The organism is Sabulicella glaciei (assembly GCF_026183895.1).
In the GTDB taxonomy this organism is placed as follows: domain Bacteria; phylum Pseudomonadota; class Alphaproteobacteria; order Acetobacterales; family Acetobacteraceae; genus Roseococcus; species Roseococcus glaciei.
The window spans coordinates 374,539-395,979 of the sequence record NZ_JAPFQI010000001.1 but is presented as its reverse complement, the minus strand read 5'-3'; the positions used below and the strand labels follow the sequence as shown (position 1 = coordinate 395,979).

The following is a 21,441-nucleotide window of genomic DNA, read 5'->3' as shown; positions in this document are numbered from 1 at the left end:
GGCTAACCTCCGAAATGGGAGCTGAGCTGGATGATCGAGGGACCGATCAACACGATGAAAAGGCAGGGCATGATGAAAAGGATCAGCGGCATGACGAGCAGCGCCGGAAGCCGCGCCGCGCGCTCCTCCAGGCTGGTCATCCGCTCCTGGCGCATCTCTGCCGCCAGGACGCGCAGCGCCTGCGCCAGCGGCGTCCCGTAGCGGAAGGTCTGCGACAAGGTCGCGGAGACGCGGCGGAACCCGTCGAGCCCTGTCCGTTCGCCAAGGCGGTTCAAGGCCTCACGCCGGTCCGGCAGCATCCGGAGTTCCTGCCCCAGCATGCCGAACTCGCGGGCGACGGCGGGGTTCGAGGCGCGCATTTCCACCGCCACGCGCTCGACCGCACTGTCGAGGCCAAGCCCCGCCTCGGCACACACGACAAGGAGGTCGAGCGAGTCCGGCAGTCCGCGCTGCAGCGCCTTGATGTAGGGCTTGCGGACCAGCTTGAGGATCCAGCCGGGAAGCATGATCCCGATGATGAGGCCAAAGGCCACAGAAAGCAGGATCCCATGGGCTTCCGAGCCGCGCAGCAGAGCAACGGCCAAGCCAGCAAGGGGAGACAGCAGGAGGAGAACGACCTTGGTGCCGATGAAAATCGGCACCGCTTGGCCAAGAGGAAGGCCCGAAGCCGCGATCGCCTGCTCCAGCTGCGACACCTCGGGCGGCGAGAAGATGGACCGGCGTCGAAGCGCCTCGCCGATTTGGCGCAAGAGGCCGATGACGCCTCCGAGAACGGGTGCTCCACCCGCGGCCTCCCGATCTTCGTCGGAGCGCGAAAGGCCGCGGATCCGCCGGCTCAGATCGCGGCGCGCGGCCTCACGGTTCAGCAAGAAGGACGCAACGCTGACCAGCAGCAGGGAGCCGAACCCGGCAATGAGGGCGAGTGCGAGGGCGTTCATCAGTCGGTCGTCGCACGCTGGATCAGCCAGCGAATGGTGAGGAGGCCGAGGGCGAGGAGCGTACCCCCTGTGATGAGCAGTTGCTGGCCTCCCGAAGACTGAAAGAACACATCCATGTATCCGGGCGAGAGGAGCATCAGCCCGAGCCCCGCGACGAAGGGCATCGCCACGAGAATTGCGGCCGACATGCGCCCCTCCGCGGCCAGGGCACGGGCACGGGAGCGCATGGCCACACGCTTGCGGACAATGTCGGCGAGGTTCTCAAGCGTCTCGGCCAAGCTGCCGCCGGTCTGAGCCTGAAGTCCCAACGTCACGGCGAAGAACGCATACTCCGTCAGCCCGGTGCGCTTGTAGAGGCGCCAGAGTGCAATCTCCACAGGCCGACCGATGGAGATCTCACCCACCACACGCCCAAACTCGCTGCGCGTCGGTTCGGGCATCTCACGCGCGAGGCCGCGGAGCGCCTCGGCAACCGGAAGGCCCGCCTTGACCGAACGCACCACGAAGCCCAGTGAGTCGGGCAGCTGCTCGAAGAGCGGACGCAGATAGGCCTGCGCCTGCCAATTGAACAGCGTCCGCGTCCCGAGCACGCCCGCGATGGCGCCCCCGACCATGCCCACCGGCATCCCGAACCAGCCCGAGACCCGCCAGTAGGCAAAGAGCCCGACGGCGCCGCCGAGCGCGGCGACGACGACGACAGGCAGGCGGGTCGGTAGCTCAGGTCGATAGCGGAAGAAGCGGGCAACCCGTCCGCCCTCCCCCGCCTCGGAAATTCGGATGCTGGGACCGCGCATCGTGGCCACAGCAGCGGTCGGCCCCGCGCCGCCGATCTCACGGACGCGGTCGCGCACGCGCCGGGTCGTGCCGTCGCGCATGAGCCAGAGCGCCCAAAGGACGAGGCAGAAGGCGAGGACGAGGAGGATTGCGACAACCATGCCTCAGGCCTCCTGGATCGCCCGCATCCAGACTTCGTCGAGGCCGAAATAGCGCAGCTTCTCGATGAAGCTGGGGCGCACACGCGGCGTCTCGTAATGCCCGCGGATCCGGCCCGTGGCGTCCTCGCCGTCATACACGAAGGTGAACACCTCGTTCATCGTGATGACCTCGCCCTCCAGCCCACACACCTCGGAGACCTGGGTGACGCGCCGGGAGCCGTCGCGCATGCGTTCGATCTGAACGATGAGGTCCACCGCGCTGGCAATCTGGGTGCGGATGGCGCGCACCGGAAGCGACATGCTGCCCATCTGCACCATGTTCTCGATGCGGATGGCAGCGTCGCGCGTGGTGTTGGCGTGAACCGTGCAGATGCTTCCGTCATGGCCCGTGTTCATGGCTTGAAGCATGTCGAAGGCCTCGGCGCCGCGCACCTCGCCGACGATGATCCGGTCGGGTCGCATCCGCAGCGCGTTCTTCAACAGGTCGCGCTGGGTGATCTCACCCTTGCCCTCCAGGTTGACCGGGCGGGTTTCCAAACGCACGACGTGGGGCTGCTGGAGTTGAAGCTCCGCCGCGTCCTCGATGGTTACGATGCGCTCGTCATGGTCGATCAGCCGGCTCATGGCGTTGAGCATCGTCGTCTTGCCCGAGCCGGTGCCGCCCGAGATGACGATGTTCAGGCGGCAGCGCGCCGCGATCTCCAGCACGCGCCCAACCGGGGCCGAAAGGCTCCCATTCTCGACCATCGCATTGAAGTCGAGCTTCTTCTTGGAGAATTTCCGGATGGACAGGCACGGGCCGTCGAGGGCGAGCGGCGGGAAGACCACGTTCACGCGGCTGCCATCGGCGAGGCGGCAATCGAGGAGCGGGCTCGATTCGTCCACCCGCCGCCCGACCGCGGCCGCCATCTTCTGCGCGATGTTCGCCACCTGCTGCGAGGAGCGGAAGCGGACCTTGGAAAGCTGGGTCTTGCCGCGCACCTCGATGAAGACCCGATCCGGGCCGTTCACCATGATGTCGCTGATCGTCTCGTCCTTCAGCAGCGGCTCCAGCGGCCCGTACCCGGCCATCTCCCAGGCGATGTCCTCCGCGAGGCGCTGCTGCTGCCGCGCGGTTACCTCGATCCGGTCCTGCTGGGCGATGGAATGGACGAGCGCCTCGAACTCCCGCTTCAGCTGCGCCATGTCGAGCTTCGCGGCGGCGATGGGATCGACCTGCTGCATCACCCGCGTGCGCAGTTCCTCGGGCAGGTCGTCTCCCGTCTTGATCTCGGGTGCGGGATCATCGTTTCCAGCGGCGCCCGGGCTGACCGGACTCACGAGCGGGTCGATGCGGCGCCCGAAATTCCTCATCGCCGGAACAGCCCCTTGACGATCCGGCCAAGGCCGCCCGCCGACGCTTCAACCAGGCGCTGACCGGTCGATTCCTGCACGAGCGGCGCGAGCGCCTTGCGCCACGCCGGATAGTCGAGCACGGCCGCACGGCCGAGATTGGCGGCCTTCGCAAGCTCCACCGGAAGGTCGGGCAGGCGGATATCCGGCTTTCCGCCGAGCCCCTGCTCCAGAAGCTTCGTGTCCAGCCCCCAGCGTGCATTGGCGCGGTTGAGTACGGAGATCGCCGCGCCTTCCCCGCCCAGCTCGGACAGGAAGGTACGCGCGGCGATCATGTCGCGGATCTGCGTCACCTCCGGCGTCATGACCAGCACACGCTGCCGCGCGCGGGCGAGGAGCGTCCGCTCCGCTGGGCCAGGCGGCAAGGCGACATCGGCCACTACGACATTGAAGCGTTGCAGCAGAAGGTCGAGCAGGTGGCAGACCCCCTCCTCGGTGGGTGCCGGCTGGCTGCCCAGCGGTTCTTCCGATGCGATGACGCGCAGGCGCTCGGTCACCGGCACGGCCACCCGGTCGACGAAGAGCGCATCGGCGCGCTCGGGCTGCTCGAGCGCGGTCCTCAGCGCGCCACCGGGCTGCACGCCGAGCAGCAAGGCCGCGTTGCCCCCGCGCAGATTCATGTCGAGCAGGCAGACATGGCCGCGGGTTTCGCTCGCAATCTGCATCGCCAGATTCGCGGCGATCGTCGTGCCACCCGCGCCGCCGCGAACGCCCATGACCGCGACAAGCCGGCCGCCTCGCGCGCCGGCCGCGCCCTCGCCTTCCGGAGTGTCAGATAGGTGGCGCCGCAGCACTCCCGAAATCGTGTCGCGCGTCAGTGGCTTCGGGAGGTACTCGTCCACGCCCAATTCGCGCGTGAGTTGGCGGTAGAAACCAATATCAGAGCGGTCGCCCAGCACGATCACGCGCACATCGGGCGCGCAGACGGCAGAGAGCGCATCCAGCGCCTGAAGCGGCGAGGCATCGCCCTCAATGTCCACGAGCAGAAGGCGGGGCGTCGGCTGCTGCGCAAGGGCTTTGATTGCGGTGCGGATATTGCCGCGCCGGATTGCCGAGCCGGCGGCGATGTCGGGAAGGCCAGCACGGACTGCGTCTTCGCTTGTCTCGTCCGCGATCCAGGCCGCGAGGGGCAGCCGGTCCCCTTCGACGGCCAGGGGAAGCTTCGCATCAACGTGCGACATTTCCGCCTCCAGCGGGCGCGATCGTGATTGCGGGAGCCGGGTTGGTCGAGCGAGGATTGGGAAGCGCTGGAACCTGCCCGGCGAGGAGCCGATCGACGCCTGGCGTCGCGGCCTGGCCCCGTGCCATGCGCGCCGCCCTGCCCTGCTGAAGGTCGCGCGGATCGGCGACCATGGCGCGGAGATTGGCTTCGTTCGCACCCGTGGCACGCCAGGTGCCGGGCCGGTCGAATGGATCCTGTGTCAGGGGACCGCAAGCGGCGAGCAGGAGGAGAAGCGGTGCGGCGCGCATCGGGTCAATCCAGGATGAAGCCCGCATCTACGGCGGGCAGCGGCGTCGGGGTACGCCCTGCGGCGATCTGCCTCTGTCGCAGGATGCGGTCGAGGTCGGTGGCCGGGCGGAAGCCGTCGGTGGGCGCAACAAGGGCCTGTGGGTTAGCGGCCGGACGGACGAGGTAGGGCGTGATAATGATCACGAGTTCAGTCTCGCCCTGCTGGAAACGAGTGGACCGGAACAGGGCGCCCAGCACAGGCACTTCCCCGAGCCCGGCCCAACCCTGCCCAACCTGCGCGCTGTTGCGCTGGAGCAGCCCCGCAATCGCGAAGCTCTGCCCGCTGCCAAGCTCGACGGTCGTCTCAGCGCGACGAACGGTGAGTGCAGGAATCCGCAGCGAGCCGCCGGAGAGCGGCAGGTTGATTGCGCCATTGTCCGAAAGTTCGCTCACCTCGGGTCGGACCCGCAGATTCAGCCGGTCCTGGGCCAAGACGGTGGGTACGAAGGCGAGGGAAACGCCGAACTGCTTGAATTCGATGGTCACCTGCCCGGTGAGATTCGCTGCCACTGGGACCGGAAACTCCCCTCCCGCAAGGAAGCTGGCGGTCTCGCCCGACTGCGCCGTGAGGTTAGGCTCCGCCAGGACGGTGATGAGCTGGTCGGCAGCCAGCGCGTCGATGACCCCGTTGATGTCGAGACGACTCGACCGGTATGCGAAACCGAGCCGCCCAGGGGTGCCCCCGAGACCCCCGCCGGCCCCTGCGCCGGAGATCGCCGAGAGAACCGAAGCAGCAGTCCCGCCCGTTTGCAGCCCGAGTGCAACGTTGCCAATGTTGCCGAGAGCCTGCCAGTTGAAGCCCAGTTCGCGGGTCACCTGCCGCGAAATCTCAGCGACGCGGACGCGCAGGTTCACCTGCACGGCCTGCAGCACCTCGAGCTGGTTCAGGATGGAGCGCCCCTCCCCCGCAAAGCCACGCGCAATGGCGATGGCGCGTTGCGCCTCTGCCGCTGTCGCGACAGTTCCGCTGAGGATCAGGCCACCCGCGTTGGATAGGACGCGCAGATTGGGGCCGACGGCCTGACGCAGGGTCGCCTCAATCGCCGCCGCATTGGGCGGCGGGGGCGCAGTGTTGGCAGCCGGCCCGATCGGTGCCGCGCCCATCGGCAGGGTGGCCGCGCCCTCCGAGCGCCCGCCAAAGACCGTGATGTCGTACTGCGCGACCGGCGAGCCGTTGGCGTCGGTCGCGATGAGCGTCGTGCGACCATTGCCGACCGCCATCAGGAACAGACTGGTCGGTGAAGCCGCCTGCACGCGCGCCACGCGCGGATCGGCGGCGAGCACAGTTGCCGCCGGGGCAGGCAGAGTCAGCATGCGGCCCATGCCGGCCTCGAGCCGGAGCGACACCGGCGCAGCCGGTGCGAGCGATGAAGACGGGACAAGGGGCGTCGGCTGCAGCGCGGGGGCTGGCGCCTGCGCGAGGACCGGGCCGGCGATGCCCAGAAGGCCCGCGAGGATGGCAGGGCGCATCATCGGAAACTTACCTCTGTCTGGTCGCCGCCCTGGATGAGGCGCATTCGCGCGCCCTCCCCCGGAAGCAAGGCGCGCGACACGTCGCCGCCGAACGTTGGAACGGGAGCGGCTGAGAGGAGCGGAGGACGCTCGCTCGATGGCTCGATGGCTCGCACCGTGAGGGAAAGCCGCCCCAGGCGCTGGGCGACCGCGAGGCGCTCCGCCTGCTCGGCCGAGACCTCAAGCGTGACCGTACGCGCCACGTTGCGGGGACCTGCGTCGCTCGGGCCGGCGCCCTGGGTGAACTGCTGGTCCACGGCAATGACGCGCGCGTCGTTCAACACCGTCTCACCGACATAGCGTCGAGCGGCCGTGACGCCGCCGCCCTCGAGTTCCTGCGTGAGCAGCACATCCACCTGGTCGCCAGGCCAGATCAGGCCGGCAGCGCCGGTGACGGCATCTACCCCGACCGCCATGGCTCGCGTCCCGGGTCGCAGCACAGCCGCCAGGAAGCCGCGGTCGCGCGGGTGCAGAACGTCCGCGCGGGCGAGGGTCGCATTCGGTTCCAGCCAGCGGCGCAGCATCGCGCCGCGCAACTCGGCCTTCATCTCATCCGAGGCCAACAGCGCGCCTTCGGGAACGGCATCGGTCGGGAACTCGCGGACCGTGAAATCCTCGTCCTTCAGCAGGGTGCCAACCTGGAGCGGCCGTGCCGCAGCGAGGTACCGCAGCCGGACTGGCGGCGGTGGGGCCGGTGCGGCTTCGGCCTCCAGCACGGGCGAGCCCGGACGGACGGCGAGAAGCGCGATGTAGCCGAGCCCGCCCGCGGTCAGGAGGAGCAGAAGAACGGCAAGGAGACGGAAGGGCATGGGTCAGGGATGTCCAAGAAGGACGAAGGTTCCGCCCACAGCGATGGCGACACCGTAGGGAAGCGGCGCCCCACGCCGGATACGCCAAGCCTCAACTGCCCCGACGCGGCCGGGAAACCGGGCCGGCCCCCAGCGACGCAGGAGGAGATGGAGAATGGCGAGAACCCCACCCGCGAAGGTGGTGGCCACCACGAATTCCCAGATGGCGGCCGGGGCCAGTCCGACTGCGATGGCCGAGGCGAGCTTCACGTCGCCGCCACCCAGAAAGCCACGGGCAAAAAACAGAAAAAGGGTGAGAAACAGTAGGGTCGCGCCCGCCAGCGAAACGGCGAGCGCCTCGAAGCCCAACGCACCTCGAGCACCGATGCCAATCCCGCCGATGAGCCAACTAGCGGCGTCTGGGATCGTCCGCGTCGCGACATCTCGCCAAGCCGCGACGGCAAGGACAAAAAACGCGAAGAGTCCGGCTGCGTAGGTCATTTAGCCTCGCCTTGACATTCCCAGGCAGCAAGTAGGGGTGCAGCAAGTCTGCGACCTCGCGCCACAGTGGTGGCGCGAGGCGCAGCCGACTCACTGAATCACTTGGCGCCGGCAACCCCAGTCGTGATCGCCGTGAAGATGGCCTGCACGTCCGCCTTCAGCGTAGTGATGCCAGCGATAACGGCGAGAACCACCGCGGCAGCAATGATGCCGTACTCAAGTGCCGTCACCCCACGGCGGTCGGACTGAAGCTTCGTGAAGAGCGCGGTCGCGGCCTGCACCATGAACAAATTCCTTCTGTTGCGAGCCGAGAGGAGCATTAAGCCGCCTTTGCTCGCGTGAAAAGCGACTTACTTGCCGAAGAATACACTCTATCGTTGAGTTCCTTACTTCGGCCTTTATAGTCTATACGCAAGGCCGCCTCCTACACGCAAGGGTTGATATGCTGGGGATGATACGTAGCTCGCGACGCATGCATCTATCCGATTGCCGAGGTTCGGTGCTGCTGGCCTTCGCCGCAGGCTCCGCCGGGCTGGTCGGGCTGACCGCCCTCGCGACCGATGGCGGGCTCTGGTACATGACGCGGCGCGCGGCGCAGAACGCGGCCGATGCAGCAGCGATCGGCGGCGCCGCGGCCATCATCGCGGGGGGGGTGCCCTCGACGGCCGGAGTGAACGTCGCTGGCCGTAATGGTTTTGCCGCGGATGCGCGTACCTCCGTTGTGGTGCGTTCGCCTCCGACTTCAGGCCCGAGTGCGGGGAGCAGCGCGGCTGTCGAAGTGGTCTTGAACCGGCAAATGACGCCTGGACTTTCCCGGATCTTCTTTCGCTCCGACGTGGATGTCGGGGCACGTGCGGTCGCTGTGGTACAGCCAGCAACGGAAAGCTGCGTGCTGAGCCTCCGTGGGAAGATGACGCTCAGCGGCAGTTCCAGCACAGCCGGGTCTGGCTGCGTCCTGGCTTCGAATTCGCGCGCGACGGGGTCCATCACGTTGCAGGGCGCGGCGACCGTGAGCGTGTTCTCGATGGTCATGGGCGGCAGCTGCAGTGGATGCACCAACAACACGCGCCTTACCCTCACGCGACCCTATTCCGAGTACCAGCCAAACCTGCCGGACCCCTACGCCTCCCTGAACAACAAGGTACTGCCGACCTTTGGCGCTAGCACCTGCCTCAACCCCGGCGGCAGCCCTACGAGCCTCCAGCCCTATGAGACGACGGGCAAGGCCTATTGCTCAGATGTGAGGGTGAACGGCAACAACATCCTGACCCTAACGCCAGGCACCTACTACTTCTCGAACGCATCCCTCACTGGGCAGAATGGGCAGATCATCTGTCCCACTTGCACGGGGAATGCCGGCGTCACCCTCGTCTTCACCGGCACGCCGGGAACGATCGGCGGACCCGACCTGAACGGCAACGTGAAAATCTCGCTCCAGGCTCCAGCCCAATCGGCCGACCCGGCTTGGAACGGCATACTCATGTATCGTGATGCGCGCGCTCCTGTCGGTTACTCGGTGCGGGTCAACGGCACGTCCGACAGCCAGATTGGAGGCGCCCTGTACTTTCCGACCTCGACGCTGGAGTTCCTTGGCAACATGAGCCTCTCGAACACGAGCTGCGTGTCCCTCGTCGCGGACACAGTGAACTTCGGCGGCAATGCTAGCGTCGCAGGCTGCGCCGCGCGCAACACCACCGTTCCGCGTGTCCAGGCCATCCGGCTAACGGAGTAGCATCATGCGCTGCCGCAGAGGCCTCGCCGCCATCGAATTCGCGCTCGTCGCACCCATCCTCGTCCTGCTGCTCGTTAGCGTGATGGACCTCGGGAACGCTTTGCAGCAGAAACAGCGGCTTTCAGCGGCGGCGCAGGCCGGAGCAGCCTATGCCTTGACCTTTCCTGCCGACAGCGCCGGCATTCAGGCTGCGATTAACCGACTGCTCTCCGGATGGAGCGGCGTGACAGTCACGGTTCCGGCGCCTGTCTGCGAGTGCCCGGGAACCGCCGGCACGGTGGATTGCGATGCGTCATGTCCGACAGGGCGGCAGACCTACTTGTCCATCACTCTCAGCCGGCCCCTCACGCCCATGCTGCTCAAGAATCTCAAGGAAGTAAGCGCGAATGTCGTCCTTCGCCTTCAATAGGCTGCGTTCTTTGGGACGGCGCGGCGTTACCGCGCTCGAGTTTGCCCTGTGCGGCCCCATCTTCATCATGATGATGGTAGGCGCCATGGACCTCTCCCGGTACTGGTTCACCACGCAATCCCTCCGCAACGCGGTCGCGGAAGCGTCGCGCAAGGCGATGGTCGATTCCACCCTGACCGGTTGCAATGCAGCGATACTGGCTGGCAGCCGCCCAGGCCTCGGAAGCAAGCTGCAGCTTTGCATTACGCGGGGAACGGTAAGCGGCATGAGCCAGCTGACGGTTACCGGATCGACCGATTTCCGCTTCGCCGTGCCATATTTCGGTACGCGGGACCGGTCGCTCCGGGAAGTCACCGAACTCCGCTTCTAGGAGTGCGAGGCGGTCGCGTGGACTCCCCTCTGACTGCGGCGCGCCGTGTCGCGAGGCGCATGAGGACAATCGTCGCGATCGAGATCGCCAGACCGAACAGGTCCGTCATCCCCTCCGGCACCAGCATGAGAAGCGCGCCGATGCCGATGCCGACGCGCGCCCAGGCCGGGGCGCGGCCAATCCAATACACATGCCCCTCGAAAGCCGAAGCGAGCAAGATCACCGCGGTCATCGCGGTGGCGACGGCCTGGATCACTGTGATGGCGTCGCCCTTCAGGATCAGCGCCGGCTGAAGAACGAAAAGCACCGGCAGGATCAGAAGCAAGCAGCCGATCCGAAGCGCCATCACGCCAGTGAGCATCGGGCTCGACTTGGCGATGGAAGCAGCAGCGATGGCAGCGAGCGCCACGGGGGGCGTGATGAAGGAAACGATGCCCCAGTAAAGGACGTAGAGATGCGAGGCCATCGGATCGAGCCCCGCCTGCACCAATGCCGGCGCCAGCACGATGGCCAGGAAGATGTAGCAGGCGGATGCCGTCATCCCCATGCCGAGGATGAAGCTGGTCAAGGCGCCCAGGGCCAGGAGCAGGACGACGTTGCCCGCTGCGTACTGCACCAACTCCCGCGAGAAGGAATTGGCGACCCCGGTGACCGAAAGCGCGCCGATGATGAGCCCGATTCCAGCGATCAGCGCCACGAGATGCGCGACCGCCTGGCCGGATTCCACGACCAGCGTCGCGAAGCTGCGCCAGCCAAACCCGGTGGCCCGCCGCCGAAGCAGCGCGACCCCGAGAAGGAACAACGAGACCCAGAATGGCGCCTCCGCCTCGATGCGGAATGCGAGCAGGAGGATGGTGAGGCCGATGATGGCAGCAAGGTAGTGCCAGCCTGCGGCTACCGTCGGCAGGAGCGGTGGCACCTCCGTCCGGGCCACCCCGCGCAGCCCGTGGCGAAGCGCGTAAAGGTCCGTCTGCAGGAAAAGCGCCATGTAGAAGAGCAGCGACGGCAGCAGCGCCGCCAGCATCACCTCGGAATAGGGCACGTTCAGGAAGTTCGCCATGATGAAGGCGGCTGCCCCCATGACCGGCGGCATCAGCGCACCGCCCGTGGACGAGCACGCTTCGACCGCTCCCGCGTAATGCGGCGCGTAGCCGCAGCGCTTCATGGTGGGGATGGTGAGCGTGCCTGTGGTCAGCACGTTGGAGGTGGGGCTGCCCGACAACATGCCGAACAATGCCGATGACACCACCGCCACCTTAGCCGGGCCGCCACGGCTGGTGCCCATCAATGCCAGAGCGAAGTTCATGAAGAAGGAGGCGCCGCCCGTCGCCGCAAGCACCACACCGAAGACGAGGAAGCCAATCAGCGTGTCGGCCACCACCTGCATCGGGATGCCGATCACGCTTTCCGTTCCGAAGACGTGCTCCTGCACCGTCGCGTCCAGCGGAAGCTGTACCCCCCAAAGGAAGCCTGGCATCTCACCTGCGAAGAGGGGGAAGGCGCCGAAGATCAGGCAGGCGACGAACAGGATGATCTCGCCTGTCCGGCGCACGCCCTCGAGCACCAAGGCAAGAAAGGCGCCCGCGGCGACGGTGGGCCAGAATGGCGCGGTGGCGTTCCAGCCGCGCAACTGGATCGTCAGCGCCTCGCTGGCGAGCCACGCGCCGAGTGCCACCATTGCGGCAGAGAGAATCCAGTCGAACCAGGCAACGTGGCGTCGCTGCGACTTCAGTGCAGGGAAGGCGAGGAACGCGAAGCCGCCGAACAGCCCGATCACCAGGTAGTAATAGGCAGTGCTGATCGGACGGAACCCGGCGAAGCCCAAATTGAAGACCTGATTGACGGTGAGAAGCAGCCCGACCGACGCCAAAACGAAACCTACCCAGAAGGCGGGCCCGGACAGGCGCGTGGAGCGCGCCTCCGGATCCTCGGACACATTCCCCCCCGACACGTCGGCCCTGCCCTGCTCTAGCTCAGCCTCGCGATGGCGGCGTTGCGCTTCTCGCTCCAGGCCGCGGTGAAGTCGGCCTCGGAAAGGTTGCGGCCGCGCGCGTCGGGCAGGAACTCGGCCCAGGCGGATTGCAGCGCCTTCTGCCGCCCCAGCGTGCGGTCCTGCCATTGGCCGATCGTGTCGTTCCAGATTCCTGCCTCGCGCAGGTAACGGATGGCGCCATTGTGGAAGGCAGCGTCCATTGGCGGCGTGGCGGCAAGGTTCATTGCCCAGCGCGGCATGATCGGGTTGACGTCCTTGTAGAGATCAAAGGTCTCGCCGATTGCCTTCATGAGCGCGTAGACCTCGGCGTCCGGCGCGTCGGCGTTGACCGTGATCATCGGATAACGGTAGCCCATGACATTCGCAGGGTTCTGCTCGGAAAGGCCGGCGCCGACCGTCTCGGCGAAGGGCTCGACGAAGGGAACGGCACGCTGCGCCTTGGCCCAGCCCTCGCGGTTCGTGGGGTCGAGCTGGACCCAGGCGATGCCGCGGGGGCTCGCCTCAAGCTCACGCAGCACGGCGGCATTGGGGGCGGCGCCGGCGCAATCGGCACGGCCTTCGATCAGCGCACGCAGGCTTGCGGCGTAGGACGGAAACTGCACCACGCGCACGTCATTCAGCGTCAGCCCTGCAAAGGCCAGGATCGGCTCGATCTTGATGTTCACCGAGGAGTTGGCCGGGACATAGGCGAGACGCTTGCCGCGCAGGTCTTCGGGCTTGGTGATTCCGCTCTCCTTGGTCGCGACGACGGAGAAGGCGTTCTTGCGCCCCATCAGGGTCCGGAAGTCCTGCGGGCCCCATTCCGGAGTCGCGTACTCGTACAGACCCTCGACGGCGAAGTAGAGTTCGTTTGCAAGCCAGCCATGGCTCGCCCGCTTCTGCTTCAAAGGCAGGACGCGGCCAATGGAGGTGCCCGAGGGCTGCAGGCGGACGCGGGTGCCGAAGGCGCGACCCATGGCGTCGGCAATGGCCGAGGCCTCCACATAGCCCGTGGATCCTACGTCATAGACGGACCACACTTGTGTGCCGGCAAGGCCCGGAATGCTGCGCTGCTGCGCGCGCGCGACCATCGGGGTGGCGATTGGGGCAAGCCCTGCGAGCAGGGCGAGACGGCGGGTGAGCATGGCAGAGTTCCTCCCCTCGGAAGCTTTCTTGGTCGTCATGCTGCACGGCACCGGGGCCCATGCCAAGCCGGACGCGTCTCATCTTGCCACAAGCAACCCTCAAAGATGAAAAAGCATTCATGCGCCGACCCGATTTTCGCGAGGAGAGCGCCATGCCCACGCGCCGCACCCTGATTTTTGCCCCTGCCCTGCTGGCGGCCCCGCACATCGCTCTCGCGCACGATGCGCCCCGCAGCGCGAGTGCGCAGCGTGGTGCGGTGCGGGTGGAACGCATGGGGCAGGCCGAGCATCCCTGGGGCATGGCCTTCCTGGATGGCGAGCGCTTTCTCGTCACCGAGCGCAATGCGGGCCGGCTTCGCCTGGGTCGTGTCGGAGGCGGGCTGTCTGAGCCCATCGCGGGCGCGCCGGAGGTGTACCGATACAAGGGTCCGACCAACCGCAGCCAGGGCGGCATGTTCGATGTGGCGCTGCATCCGCGATTCGCCGAGAACCGCCTCGTCTACCTCAGCCATTCTCGCTGGACCGATGAAGGCGGCGGGACGGCCGTGACGCGGGCACGACTCGAGGGCGCAGATGGCCGGTCGCCACGGCTGGAGGGCGCCGAGACGATCTTCATGATGAACAACCCCGATGGGAGCGGTCTGCATTTCGGCGGGCGCCTCGCCTTCCACCCGCAGGACGGAACGCTGATGCTTTCCATCGGCGACCGTCGCAACATGAATCGTGCGCAGGACGCGTCGGACCATGCGGGTTCGATCGTCCGGATGCGCGACGACGGAAGCCCTGCCGAAGGCAACCCTTTCCGGAGCCAGCAGGACAAGGACGCCCACATCTTCGCCATCGGCCTGCGCAACGTGCAGGGCATGGCCTTCCGCCCCGGCACAACGGAGCTCTGGGCCAACGACCATGGCCCGCAAAAGGGCGACGAGATCCACCGGATCGAGGCCGGCAAGAACTACGGTTGGCCCTTCGTGACGGGGGGCGTGGACTACTCGGGCGCGCGCGTCGGCGAGGGCACGCGACGCGAGAGCATGGAGCCAGCCGTGCACATCTTCGAGGAGACGGTCGGGCCATCGGGCCTTGCCTTCTATGACGGACCGGTCTTCGGCGAGTGGCGCGGCCACGCGCTCCATGGCGGCCTAGCGGCGAAGGCGCTGGTGCGCACACGTATCGAGAACGGCCGGGTCGCGGAGAAGGAGTGGATGCTGCGAGACCTCGACCGCCGGATCAGGGACGTGAAGGTGCATCGCGATGGCTCCGTCTGGCTCCTGACCGACCACGAGGACGGCGAGGTGCTGCGCCTGACTGCCGGCTGACGCTGGCATTCCGGTGCGGCCGGGGCGGCTTCTTCGCGGCGTGGCGCTGTTCCTGGGAGGTGCCCTGGCTGCCATCGTCTTCGTGAACCTGGTGCCCGCGCGGCGCGGCCTCGACGCGCCCTTCGCGCAGGTCCATGGCGCGGCCGATCCTGGCTTCGCGCATGTGATGGAGCAGCTGCTGGCCCCCGCGATCCGCGAGGGGAACCGCATCGAGACCCTGGTGAATGGCGACCGCATCTTCCCGGCCATGCTCGGCGCCATTCAGGAGGCCGAGCGCAGCATCCACCTTGAGACCTACATCTACTGGGACGGCGAGAGCGCCGGGCGCTTCGCGGAGGCGCTGGCGGAACGCGCGCGGGCCGGGGTCGAGGTTCGCGTCCTGCTGGACTGGTTCGGCTCCACCCCCACCGACCGAGACCACCTCCGCGTCATGCGCGATGCAGGAGCGGACTTGCTGCGCTTCCGCCGGCCGCGCTGGCACTCCATCGACCGCCTGAACAGCCGCACGCACCGCAAGCTGCTGGTGGTGGATGGCCGTATCGCCTTCACCGGCGGCGTCGGCATCGGCGACAAGTGGCAGGGCGACGCACGCAATCCTGAGGAATGGCGGGAAACGCAGTACCGCGTGGAAGGGCCGGTGGTGTCGCAGATGCAGGCCGCCTTCCTGGAGAACTGGATGGAGGCGGCAGGCGGCCTACCGCATCCTGGCCACCTGTTCCCCCCGCTGGATCGTGCCGGGGAGATCCGGGCCCAGGTCGCCGCCGCGTCGCCGCTGGGCGGGCCAGCGCAGATGCACATGGCTTTCCTCCTCGGGCTGGCGGCGGCGGAGCGGCGCATCCGCATCGGCACGCCCTACTTCGTGCCCGACGAGGTGAGCATCGCGCAGTTGATCGAGGCGCGCGAGCGCGGGGTGGAAGTGACGGTGCTGCTGCCGGGCGAGCACATCAACAAGGGCTTCGTGCGGCGCGCATCCCGCCATTTCTGGGGCCGGATGCTGGAGGCCGGCATCCGCATCCACGAGTACCAGCCTACCATGTACCACCCGAAGCTCCTCGTGGTGGACGAAGCATGGGCGACCATCGGCTCCGCCAATTTCGACGAGCGCTCGTTCCGCCTCAATGACGAGATGAATCTTATGGTCTTCGACGCAGGCTTCGCGCGGGAGCAGGCTGCGATCTTCGACGCCGACATCGCACGATCGCGGGAGGTGACGCTGGAGGAGTGGCGGGCCCGGCCCTGGCGGATGCGGACGGGCGATCGGATCTGGGCGCTGCTGCGTCCGCAGCTTTAGTCCGAGGGCGGCTCCAGCCCCGCCTCCCTCAACGCTTCCGGCGTCAACGCACCCTCGATCCGAGCAAGCAGGTCAGCCGCCCCGGGTGCGGCGTCGGTGAAGAGCGCAGCCGAGAAGACGGCGCACGTGTTGGCGCCCTCGGGCAGCTTGCCCACCACCTCGATCCCCTCGACGGCGAGGAGTTCGCTCACCTGCTGAATGGCAATCGCCACCTCGCCCCGCGCGGCGAGTTCGGCGGTGAAGCCTGACGGAATGATGGTCGCCTTGGGTGCAAGCGCTTCGGAAAGGCCAAGGCGCTCCACCAGGGAAGAAAAGAAGATGCCACTGGCCCCGGCACGCGACCAGGCAATGGACGGGGCGGCGAGCAGCGTCTCCCGCAGATCCTCCACCGTGCCGATCCGGGGATGCGCTTCTCCCTTTCGGACGGCGAGGCCGACAAAGGAGTGGACGAGGTCGCGTCGCGTGCCGGCGGCGAGGATCCCTTGCGCCGTCAGCTCCTCGATGCCGGCATCGGTGAGGATGGCGATGTCGGCACGCTCACCCTCTCCGATGCGCTGGAGGATGCGGGCCGTGGGATCGAAGCCGACACTGGCTTGGACGCCTTCGCGTTCCAGCACCGGCATGAGGCGGCGCAGCAGGACGGCGACGCCCAGGGTCGAGAGGATGCGCATCCTCAGCGGGCACGGCTGACGCAAAACTCGACCACGTCCGCCAGGGCCTGCCGGAATTCGCTCCGCGGGAAGGTCTCGAGCGCGGCAAGTGCAGCCGCGCCATAGCGCTCGGCGCGCCGGATGGTCTCGCCGATGCCATCGTGACGCGCGATCAGCGCTTGTGCATGGGCAAGGTCCGCCTGCTCCTGCGCCCGCTCCTCCATGGTGCGTCGCCAGAACGCCCGGTCCGGCTCGCCGCCGCGGTCGAAGGCGACGAGGATGGGGAGGGTGATCTTGCCCTCGCGGAAATCGTCCCCGACGGTCTTGCCCAAGGCTTCCTGCGCAGCCGCATAGTCGAGCGCATCGTCCACCAGCTGGAATGCGATCCCGAGATTCCGGCCATAGGCGTCGAGCGCCTCGGCCTCGCGCGGGGGCCGGTCGGCCACGACGGCGCCGACCCGCGTGGCAGCGGCAAAAAGCGCGGCGGTCTTGCCCTCGATCACCTCGAGGTACTGCGCCTCGGTCGTGGAAAGGTCGTTCTGCGTGACGAGCTGCAGCACCTCGCCTTCCGCGATGGTGGCGGACGCGGCGGAAAGGATGCGGAGAACTTCCAGCGAGCCATCCTCGACCATCAGCTGGAAGGCGCGGGCGAAGAGGAAGTCGCCCACCAGCACGGAGGCCTTGTTGCCGAACAGCGCGTTGGCGCTGGCCTGACCGCGTCGCAACGCACTTTCATCCACCACGTCGTCATGCAGCAGAGTCGCGGTGTGGATGAACTCGACGCACGCCGCGAGGGCGACATGACGCGGCCCTCCCGCCGGGTAGCCACAAAGCCGAGCGGCAGCGAGGGTGAGCAACGGACGCAGCCGCTTGCCGCCCGCCGCGACGAGATGCGCCGCGAGCTGAGGAATCAGCGCCACCGGGCTGTGCATGCGTTCCACGATCGCGCGGTTCGTGGCCTCGAGATCGGCCTGCACCAACGCGGTCAGCCGCGCCAGCGCGTCCTCACCCCTTGCCATCGCATCCGCTGCCGTCGTCACAGAACTTCCCTTGCTCGAACCCGCCTTCGGCGCCAATCTACCGGCGGGGCCATTTGGCTGCAAGGCAAGGAAAATCAAGGGGTTTGGCCATATGCGCGTGGTGGCGGAGGGGCTGGACCCCGTGCGGATAGGGTTCCTGCGCGCAGTGCTGGTCGACGCGGGGATCGAGGCGGTGATCCTCGACTCCGCGACTGCCTCGTTGGGCCTTGGCGTGGTGCCGGCGCGACTCGTCGTGCGGGACGAGGACGAGGTTCAGGCGCGACGCATCCTGGACGACGCGGATGGATGAGGCGCTGACCGAGGACACGCTGCTGGGGGGACGCGTGCGGCTGGCACAACCGCGGCACGGCTTCCGCGCCGCGGTGGACCCGGTGCTGCTGGCGGCCTTCGTGCCAGCCCGTCCGGGTGATGCGGTGCTGGAACTCGGCTGCGGCAGCGGCGCGGCCTTTCTGTGCCTTGCGGCGCGCGTGCCGGGAGTCACGGTCACGGCGCTTGAGCGCGACGCGTCGCTGGCGGAGCTTGCGACGCGAAATGCGTCGGCGAACGGTGTCGCCGCGACGGTGCTGACGGGCGACCTACGCGAGGCTAGGCTGCCCGAGGTCGCGCATGGTTTTGCCAACCCCCCCTTCTGGCCGGGTGGAACACCCTCCCCCAACTCCACGCGCCGGCAGGCCTCGCATGAGCAGGCACTTCTGGTCGATTGGGTGACGGCCCTGGGCAAGGCCGTCCGGACGCGCGGGACGGCGAGCCTCGTTCTTCCGGCGTCACGCTTTGCTGAGGCGTCCTCGCTACTGCGCAGTGCGGGGTTCGGCGCGGTGTCGCTGTGCCCGCTCTGGCCACGGGTGGGCGTGGCGGCGAAGCGCGTCCTGTTGCGCGCGGTGAAAGGCGGACGCGGGCCCGACGCCGTCCTGCCTGGCCTAGTGCTGCATGCGGGGACGAGCTGGAGCGCAACGGCCGACGCTGTGCTTCGGGAAGGCGCTGCCCTTCCCGTCAATCCCCCTGACGCTCGATGAGCGAGACATCGGAGCTGACAAGCGCCCAGTCCTGCTTCATGCCACCCGCTACGCTGGGAGCATCATTTTTGAAGGCGAGCCCTCTGCTCTCGCGCGCGATGGCCGGCCTTTTGACCCGGCAAAGGCCGCCTTTTGCGGATCTGCGAATGCTCGCGTCGCAGGCCGAGGCTCGGCCTGTCAGCGCCGCCGCAGCGCCGACAGGTCGCGCACCGCACCACGGGCAGCGCTGGTCGCCAGCGCGCCATAGGCCTTGAGCGCGGTGGACACCTGCCGCTTGCGGGGCGCCGCAGGCTGCCATGCGGCATCGCCCTTGGCCTCCATTGCGGCGCGGCGCCGCGCGATCTCCTGCTCGCCGACCGCGAGGTGGATGCGGCGGCCAGGAATGTCGAGTTCAACCGTGTCGCCATCCTCGACGAGGCCGATCAGGCCGCCTTCCGCCGCCTCGGGCGAGCAATGCCCGATGGACAGGCCAGAAGAGCCGCCGGAAAAGCGGCCATCCGTGACCAGGGCGCAGAGCTTCCCGAGGCCCTTCGACTTCAGGTAGCTGGTCGGGTACAGCATCTCCTGCATGCCGGGACCGCCGCGTGGGCCTTCGTAGCGCACGAGCACCACGTCGCCCGGCTGGACGGCGTCGCCGAGGATACCCTCGACCGCCGCGTCCTGGCTTTCGAAGACGCGGACCGGACCGCTGAAGCGCAGGATGCTTTCATCCACCCCGGCCGTCTTCACGATGCAGCCCTCCTCCGCGAGGTTGCCGAAGAGCACCGCGAGGCCTCCATCGGTCGAGAAGGCGTGGGCGACATCGCGGATCACGCCCTTCTCGCGATCTGTGTCCAGCGCCTCCCACCGGCTGTCCTGCGAAAAGGCCACCGTGGTCGGAATGCCGCCGGGCGCGGCGCGGAAGAAGTGGTGCACCTTGCTGTCCTGCGTGCGCTGGACGTCCCACTGGGAAAGTGCCTCAGCCAGGCTGGGCGCGTCCACGCGGCCGACGGAGGTGTCGAGCAGCCCGGCGCGGTCCAACTCGCCCAGGATGCCCATGATGCCGCCGGCGCGATGCACGTCCTCCACGTGGACGTTGATCACGGACGGCGCGACCTTGCACAGCACAGGGACGCGGCGCGACAGCCGATCGATGTCGGCCATGGTGAAGTTCACACCGCCCTCCTGCGCAGCGGCGAGGAGGTGCAGCACCGTGTTGGTGGACCCGCCCATCGCGATGTCCAGCGTCATCGCATTCTCGAAGGCGGCCACCGACGCGATGGAGCGCGGCAGCAACGAATAATCGTCCGTCTCATAGTGCTGGCGCGTAATCTCTACGATGCGGCGGCCGGCCTCCAGGAACAGGCGCTTGCGGTCGGCATGCGTGGCGACCACCGTACCATTTCCGGGCAGGGCGAGGCCAAGGGCCTCCGTCAGGCAATTCATCGAATTAGCCGTGAACATGCCCGAGCAGGAGCCGCAGGTCGGGCAGGCCGAGCGCTCGATGACCTGCACCTCCTCATCCGTGACGCTGCTGTCCGCCGCGACGATCATCGCGTCGATCAGGTCCACGCTACGCTTCACGCCGCGATGGACGACCTTGCCCGCCTCCATCGGGCCGCCGGAGACGAAGATGGCCGGAATATTGAGGCGCATCGCCGCCATCAGCATTCCCGGCGTGATCTTGTCGCAGTTGGAGATGCAGACCATCGCGTCTGCGCAATGGGCGTTCACCATGTACTCGACGCTGTCGGCGATCAGTTCGCGTGAAGGGAGGCTGTAGAGCATCCCGTCGTGGCCCATGGCGATGCCGTCATCTACCGCGATGGTGTTGAATTCCTTGGCGACACCGCCCGCCGCCTCGATTTCCCGCGCGACGAGTTGGCCTAGATCCTTCAGGTGGACGTGGCCAGGGACGAACTGCGTGAAGCTGTTGACGACCGCAATGATCGGCTTCCCGAAATCCGCGTCCTTCATCCCCGTCGCGCGCCACAGCCCGCGGGCGCCGGCCATGTTGCGGCCATGGGTGGTGGTGCGGGAACGGTAATGCGGCATGGGCTGATCCTCTCTCGGACCCGGTTTACGACGCGGCGCTAAGGCCGGCCAGACCGGTTGCGACGGCGCCAAGGTTTCGATATCCATGACGGAAGATAGCGACGGAGTGAAGCGTGCCCCGCCTGCCCCGCCGCGGCCTCGCCGCCGCCCTGCTCCTTCCTGGCATCGCGCGAGCCCAGGACGCGGCACCTCTGGTGGCGGGCGCGGCCGACCTCCAGTTCGCCTTGGCGGAGATCGTCGCCCTCTTCCGCGAGCGGACGGGAATGGAAGTGCGGACGACACTCGGAGCCTCGGGCAACCTCACACGGCAGATCGAGCAGGGCAGCCCGGTGGAGCTGTTTCTTTCCGCCGACGAGGCCTTCGTTTTCCGCCTCGCCGAGGGTGGCCATACGCGGGATCGCGGAGTTCTCTACGCCACCGGCCGGCTGGCGTTGCTGGTGCCGCCCGGCTCGCCGTTGCGCGCGGAGGATGGGTTGGCCGGAATGCGAGCGGCGCTTGAGGCGGGCCGCATTCGGCGCTTTGCCATCGCCAACCCGGAGCACGCGCCCTATGGCCGAGCCGCCGAGCAGGCCCTGCGTTCCGAAGGTCTATGGGAGCGCCTCCGCCCCCTGTTGGCCATGGGCGAGAACGTGTCCCAGGCGGCGCAGTTCGCCTTGGCGGGGGGTAGCCAAGGGGGGCTGGTGGCTTACTCGCTTGTGCTGGCTCCAGCCATGGCGGGGCGCGGCACCCATCAACTTCTTCCCGATACGCTGCACGAGCCCCTGCTGCAGCGCATGGTGCTGACGCGCCGCGCCGGGCCGGTGGCCGAGCGACTTTTCGCCTTCATGCAGGGGTCCGAGGCACGGGCGATCAAGCGGCGTTTCGGATTCGCCCTCCCGGGCGAGTGACGCGGG

21 protein-coding genes are annotated in these 21,441 nt (G+C 67.7%); 8 read left to right on the top strand and 13 right to left on the bottom strand.

From position 1 onward, the window contains the following. Positions 1-2: 2 nt before the first annotated feature. From OF850_RS01690 to OF850_RS01655, 8 genes are all read right to left on the bottom strand, one after another. Positions 3-938, bottom strand: a complete 936-nt coding sequence (locus OF850_RS01690; protein WP_301587931.1) for a type II secretion system F family protein — start codon at positions 936-938, stop codon at positions 3-5. Beyond that, positions 938-1,873, bottom strand: a complete 936-nt coding sequence (locus OF850_RS01685) for a type II secretion system F family protein (RefSeq protein ID WP_301587930.1) — start codon at positions 1,871-1,873, stop codon at positions 938-940. Before OF850_RS01685 ends, OF850_RS01690 begins: the two co-directional genes overlap by 1 nt. 3 nt (positions 1,874-1,876) lie before the next feature. Next, positions 1,877-3,226 (bottom strand): CpaF family protein, encoded by a 1,350-nt coding sequence (locus tag OF850_RS01680; protein ID WP_301587929.1) that lies wholly within the window; start codon positions 3,224-3,226, stop codon positions 1,877-1,879. After that, complete coding sequence (locus OF850_RS01675; protein ID WP_301587928.1) at positions 3,223-4,446, bottom strand: AAA family ATPase; 1,224 nt, start codon at positions 4,444-4,446, stop codon at positions 3,223-3,225. Before OF850_RS01675 ends, OF850_RS01680 begins: the two co-directional genes overlap by 4 nt. A gap of 293 nt (positions 4,447-4,739) precedes the next feature. Continuing rightward, the gene (locus OF850_RS01670; RefSeq protein WP_301587927.1) at positions 4,740-6,248 is read right to left on the bottom strand and encodes a type II and III secretion system protein family protein; all 1,509 of its coding nucleotides are present in this window, start codon (positions 6,246-6,248) and stop codon (positions 4,740-4,742) included. After that, complete coding sequence (gene cpaB / locus OF850_RS01665; RefSeq protein ID WP_301587926.1) at positions 6,245-7,096, bottom strand: Flp pilus assembly protein CpaB; 852 nt, start codon at positions 7,094-7,096, stop codon at positions 6,245-6,247. The genes OF850_RS01670 and cpaB overlap by 4 nt, the downstream gene beginning before the upstream one ends. 3 nt (positions 7,097-7,099) lie before the next feature. Further along, entirely contained in the window at positions 7,100-7,576 is a 477-nt protein-coding gene (locus tag OF850_RS01660) for an A24 family peptidase (RefSeq protein ID WP_301587925.1), read from the bottom strand. A 98-nt stretch (positions 7,577-7,674) separates the two neighbouring features. Beyond that, positions 7,675-7,860 carry a Flp family type IVb pilin gene (locus OF850_RS01655; RefSeq protein WP_301587924.1) on the bottom strand — a complete coding sequence of 62 codons (186 nt, stop codon included), beginning with the start codon at positions 7,858-7,860 and terminating at the stop codon, positions 7,675-7,677. Between the two features lie 215 nt (positions 7,861-8,075). On the opposite strand from OF850_RS01655, the gene OF850_RS01650 reads away from it, so the two are divergent. Genes OF850_RS01650 through OF850_RS01640 form a run of 3 tightly spaced genes read left to right on the top strand, consistent with a single transcriptional unit; the run spans position 8,076 to position 10,087 of the window. Continuing rightward, the gene (locus OF850_RS01650; protein ID WP_301587923.1) at positions 8,076-9,308 is read left to right on the top strand and encodes a pilus assembly protein TadG-related protein; all 1,233 of its coding nucleotides are present in this window, start codon (positions 8,076-8,078) and stop codon (positions 9,306-9,308) included. Between the two features lie 4 nt (positions 9,309-9,312). Beyond that, positions 9,313-9,717 (top strand): TadE/TadG family type IV pilus assembly protein, encoded by a 405-nt coding sequence (locus OF850_RS01645; protein WP_301587922.1) that lies wholly within the window; start codon positions 9,313-9,315, stop codon positions 9,715-9,717. Next, entirely contained in the window at positions 9,695-10,087 is a 393-nt protein-coding gene (locus tag OF850_RS01640) for a TadE/TadG family type IV pilus assembly protein (protein ID WP_301587921.1), read from the top strand. The genes OF850_RS01645 and OF850_RS01640 overlap by 23 nt, the downstream gene beginning before the upstream one ends. On the opposite strand, the gene OF850_RS01635 is transcribed toward OF850_RS01640, so the two are convergent. Then, positions 10,068-12,023 carry a TRAP transporter permease gene (locus OF850_RS01635; protein ID WP_301587920.1) on the bottom strand — a complete coding sequence of 652 codons (1,956 nt, stop codon included), beginning with the start codon at positions 12,021-12,023 and terminating at the stop codon, positions 10,068-10,070. The genes OF850_RS01640 and OF850_RS01635 overlap by 20 nt on opposite strands. Positions 12,024-12,055: 32 nt before the next feature. Then, positions 12,056-13,204 carry a TAXI family TRAP transporter solute-binding subunit gene (locus OF850_RS01630; protein WP_301587919.1) on the bottom strand — a complete coding sequence of 383 codons (1,149 nt, stop codon included), beginning with the start codon at positions 13,202-13,204 and terminating at the stop codon, positions 12,056-12,058. Positions 13,205-13,356: 152 nt separating this feature from the next. Here OF850_RS01630 and OF850_RS01625 point away from each other — a divergent pair, with 152 nt between their 5' ends. Further along, positions 13,357-14,520: a PQQ-dependent sugar dehydrogenase gene (locus OF850_RS01625; protein ID WP_301587918.1), complete on the top strand. Its 1,164-nt coding sequence runs from the start codon at positions 13,357-13,359 to the stop codon at positions 14,518-14,520. Between the two features lie 40 nt (positions 14,521-14,560). After that, complete coding sequence (locus tag OF850_RS01620) at positions 14,561-15,811, top strand: phospholipase D-like domain-containing protein (protein ID WP_301587917.1); 1,251 nt, start codon at positions 14,561-14,563, stop codon at positions 15,809-15,811. Here OF850_RS01620 and OF850_RS01615 read toward each other — a convergent pair. Then, positions 15,808-16,482, bottom strand: a complete 675-nt coding sequence (locus OF850_RS01615) for a substrate-binding domain-containing protein (protein WP_301587916.1) — start codon at positions 16,480-16,482, stop codon at positions 15,808-15,810. The two genes, OF850_RS01620 and OF850_RS01615, sit on opposite strands and share 4 nt — an antisense overlap. Before the next feature lie 2 nt (positions 16,483-16,484). Continuing rightward, positions 16,485-17,480, bottom strand: a complete 996-nt coding sequence (locus OF850_RS01610) for a polyprenyl synthetase family protein (protein ID WP_301588838.1) — start codon at positions 17,478-17,480, stop codon at positions 16,485-16,487. 31 nt (positions 17,481-17,511) lie between these two features. Here OF850_RS01610 and OF850_RS01605 point away from each other — a divergent pair, with 31 nt between their 5' ends. Together OF850_RS01605 and OF850_RS01600 are read left to right on the top strand one after the other, a co-directional pair. Continuing rightward, positions 17,512-17,790 (top strand): putative signal transducing protein, encoded by a 279-nt coding sequence (locus OF850_RS01605; protein WP_301587915.1) that lies wholly within the window; start codon positions 17,512-17,514, stop codon positions 17,788-17,790. Beyond that, positions 17,783-18,514, top strand: coding sequence for a tRNA1(Val) (adenine(37)-N6)-methyltransferase (locus OF850_RS01600; RefSeq protein ID WP_301587914.1), 732 nt, complete (start codon positions 17,783-17,785; stop codon positions 18,512-18,514). Before OF850_RS01605 ends, OF850_RS01600 begins: the two co-directional genes overlap by 8 nt. Positions 18,515-18,691: 177 nt before the next feature. On the opposite strand, the gene ilvD is transcribed toward OF850_RS01600, so the two are convergent. Further along, the gene (gene ilvD, locus OF850_RS01595; RefSeq protein WP_301587913.1) at positions 18,692-20,548 is read right to left on the bottom strand and encodes a dihydroxy-acid dehydratase; all 1,857 of its coding nucleotides are present in this window, start codon (positions 20,546-20,548) and stop codon (positions 18,692-18,694) included. Between the two features lie 113 nt (positions 20,549-20,661). Here ilvD and modA point away from each other — a divergent pair, with 113 nt between their 5' ends. Further along, positions 20,662-21,435, top strand: coding sequence for a molybdate ABC transporter substrate-binding protein (modA, locus tag OF850_RS01590; RefSeq protein ID WP_301587912.1), 774 nt, complete (start codon positions 20,662-20,664; stop codon positions 21,433-21,435). The last annotated feature ends 6 nt before the right edge of the window (positions 21,436-21,441 follow it).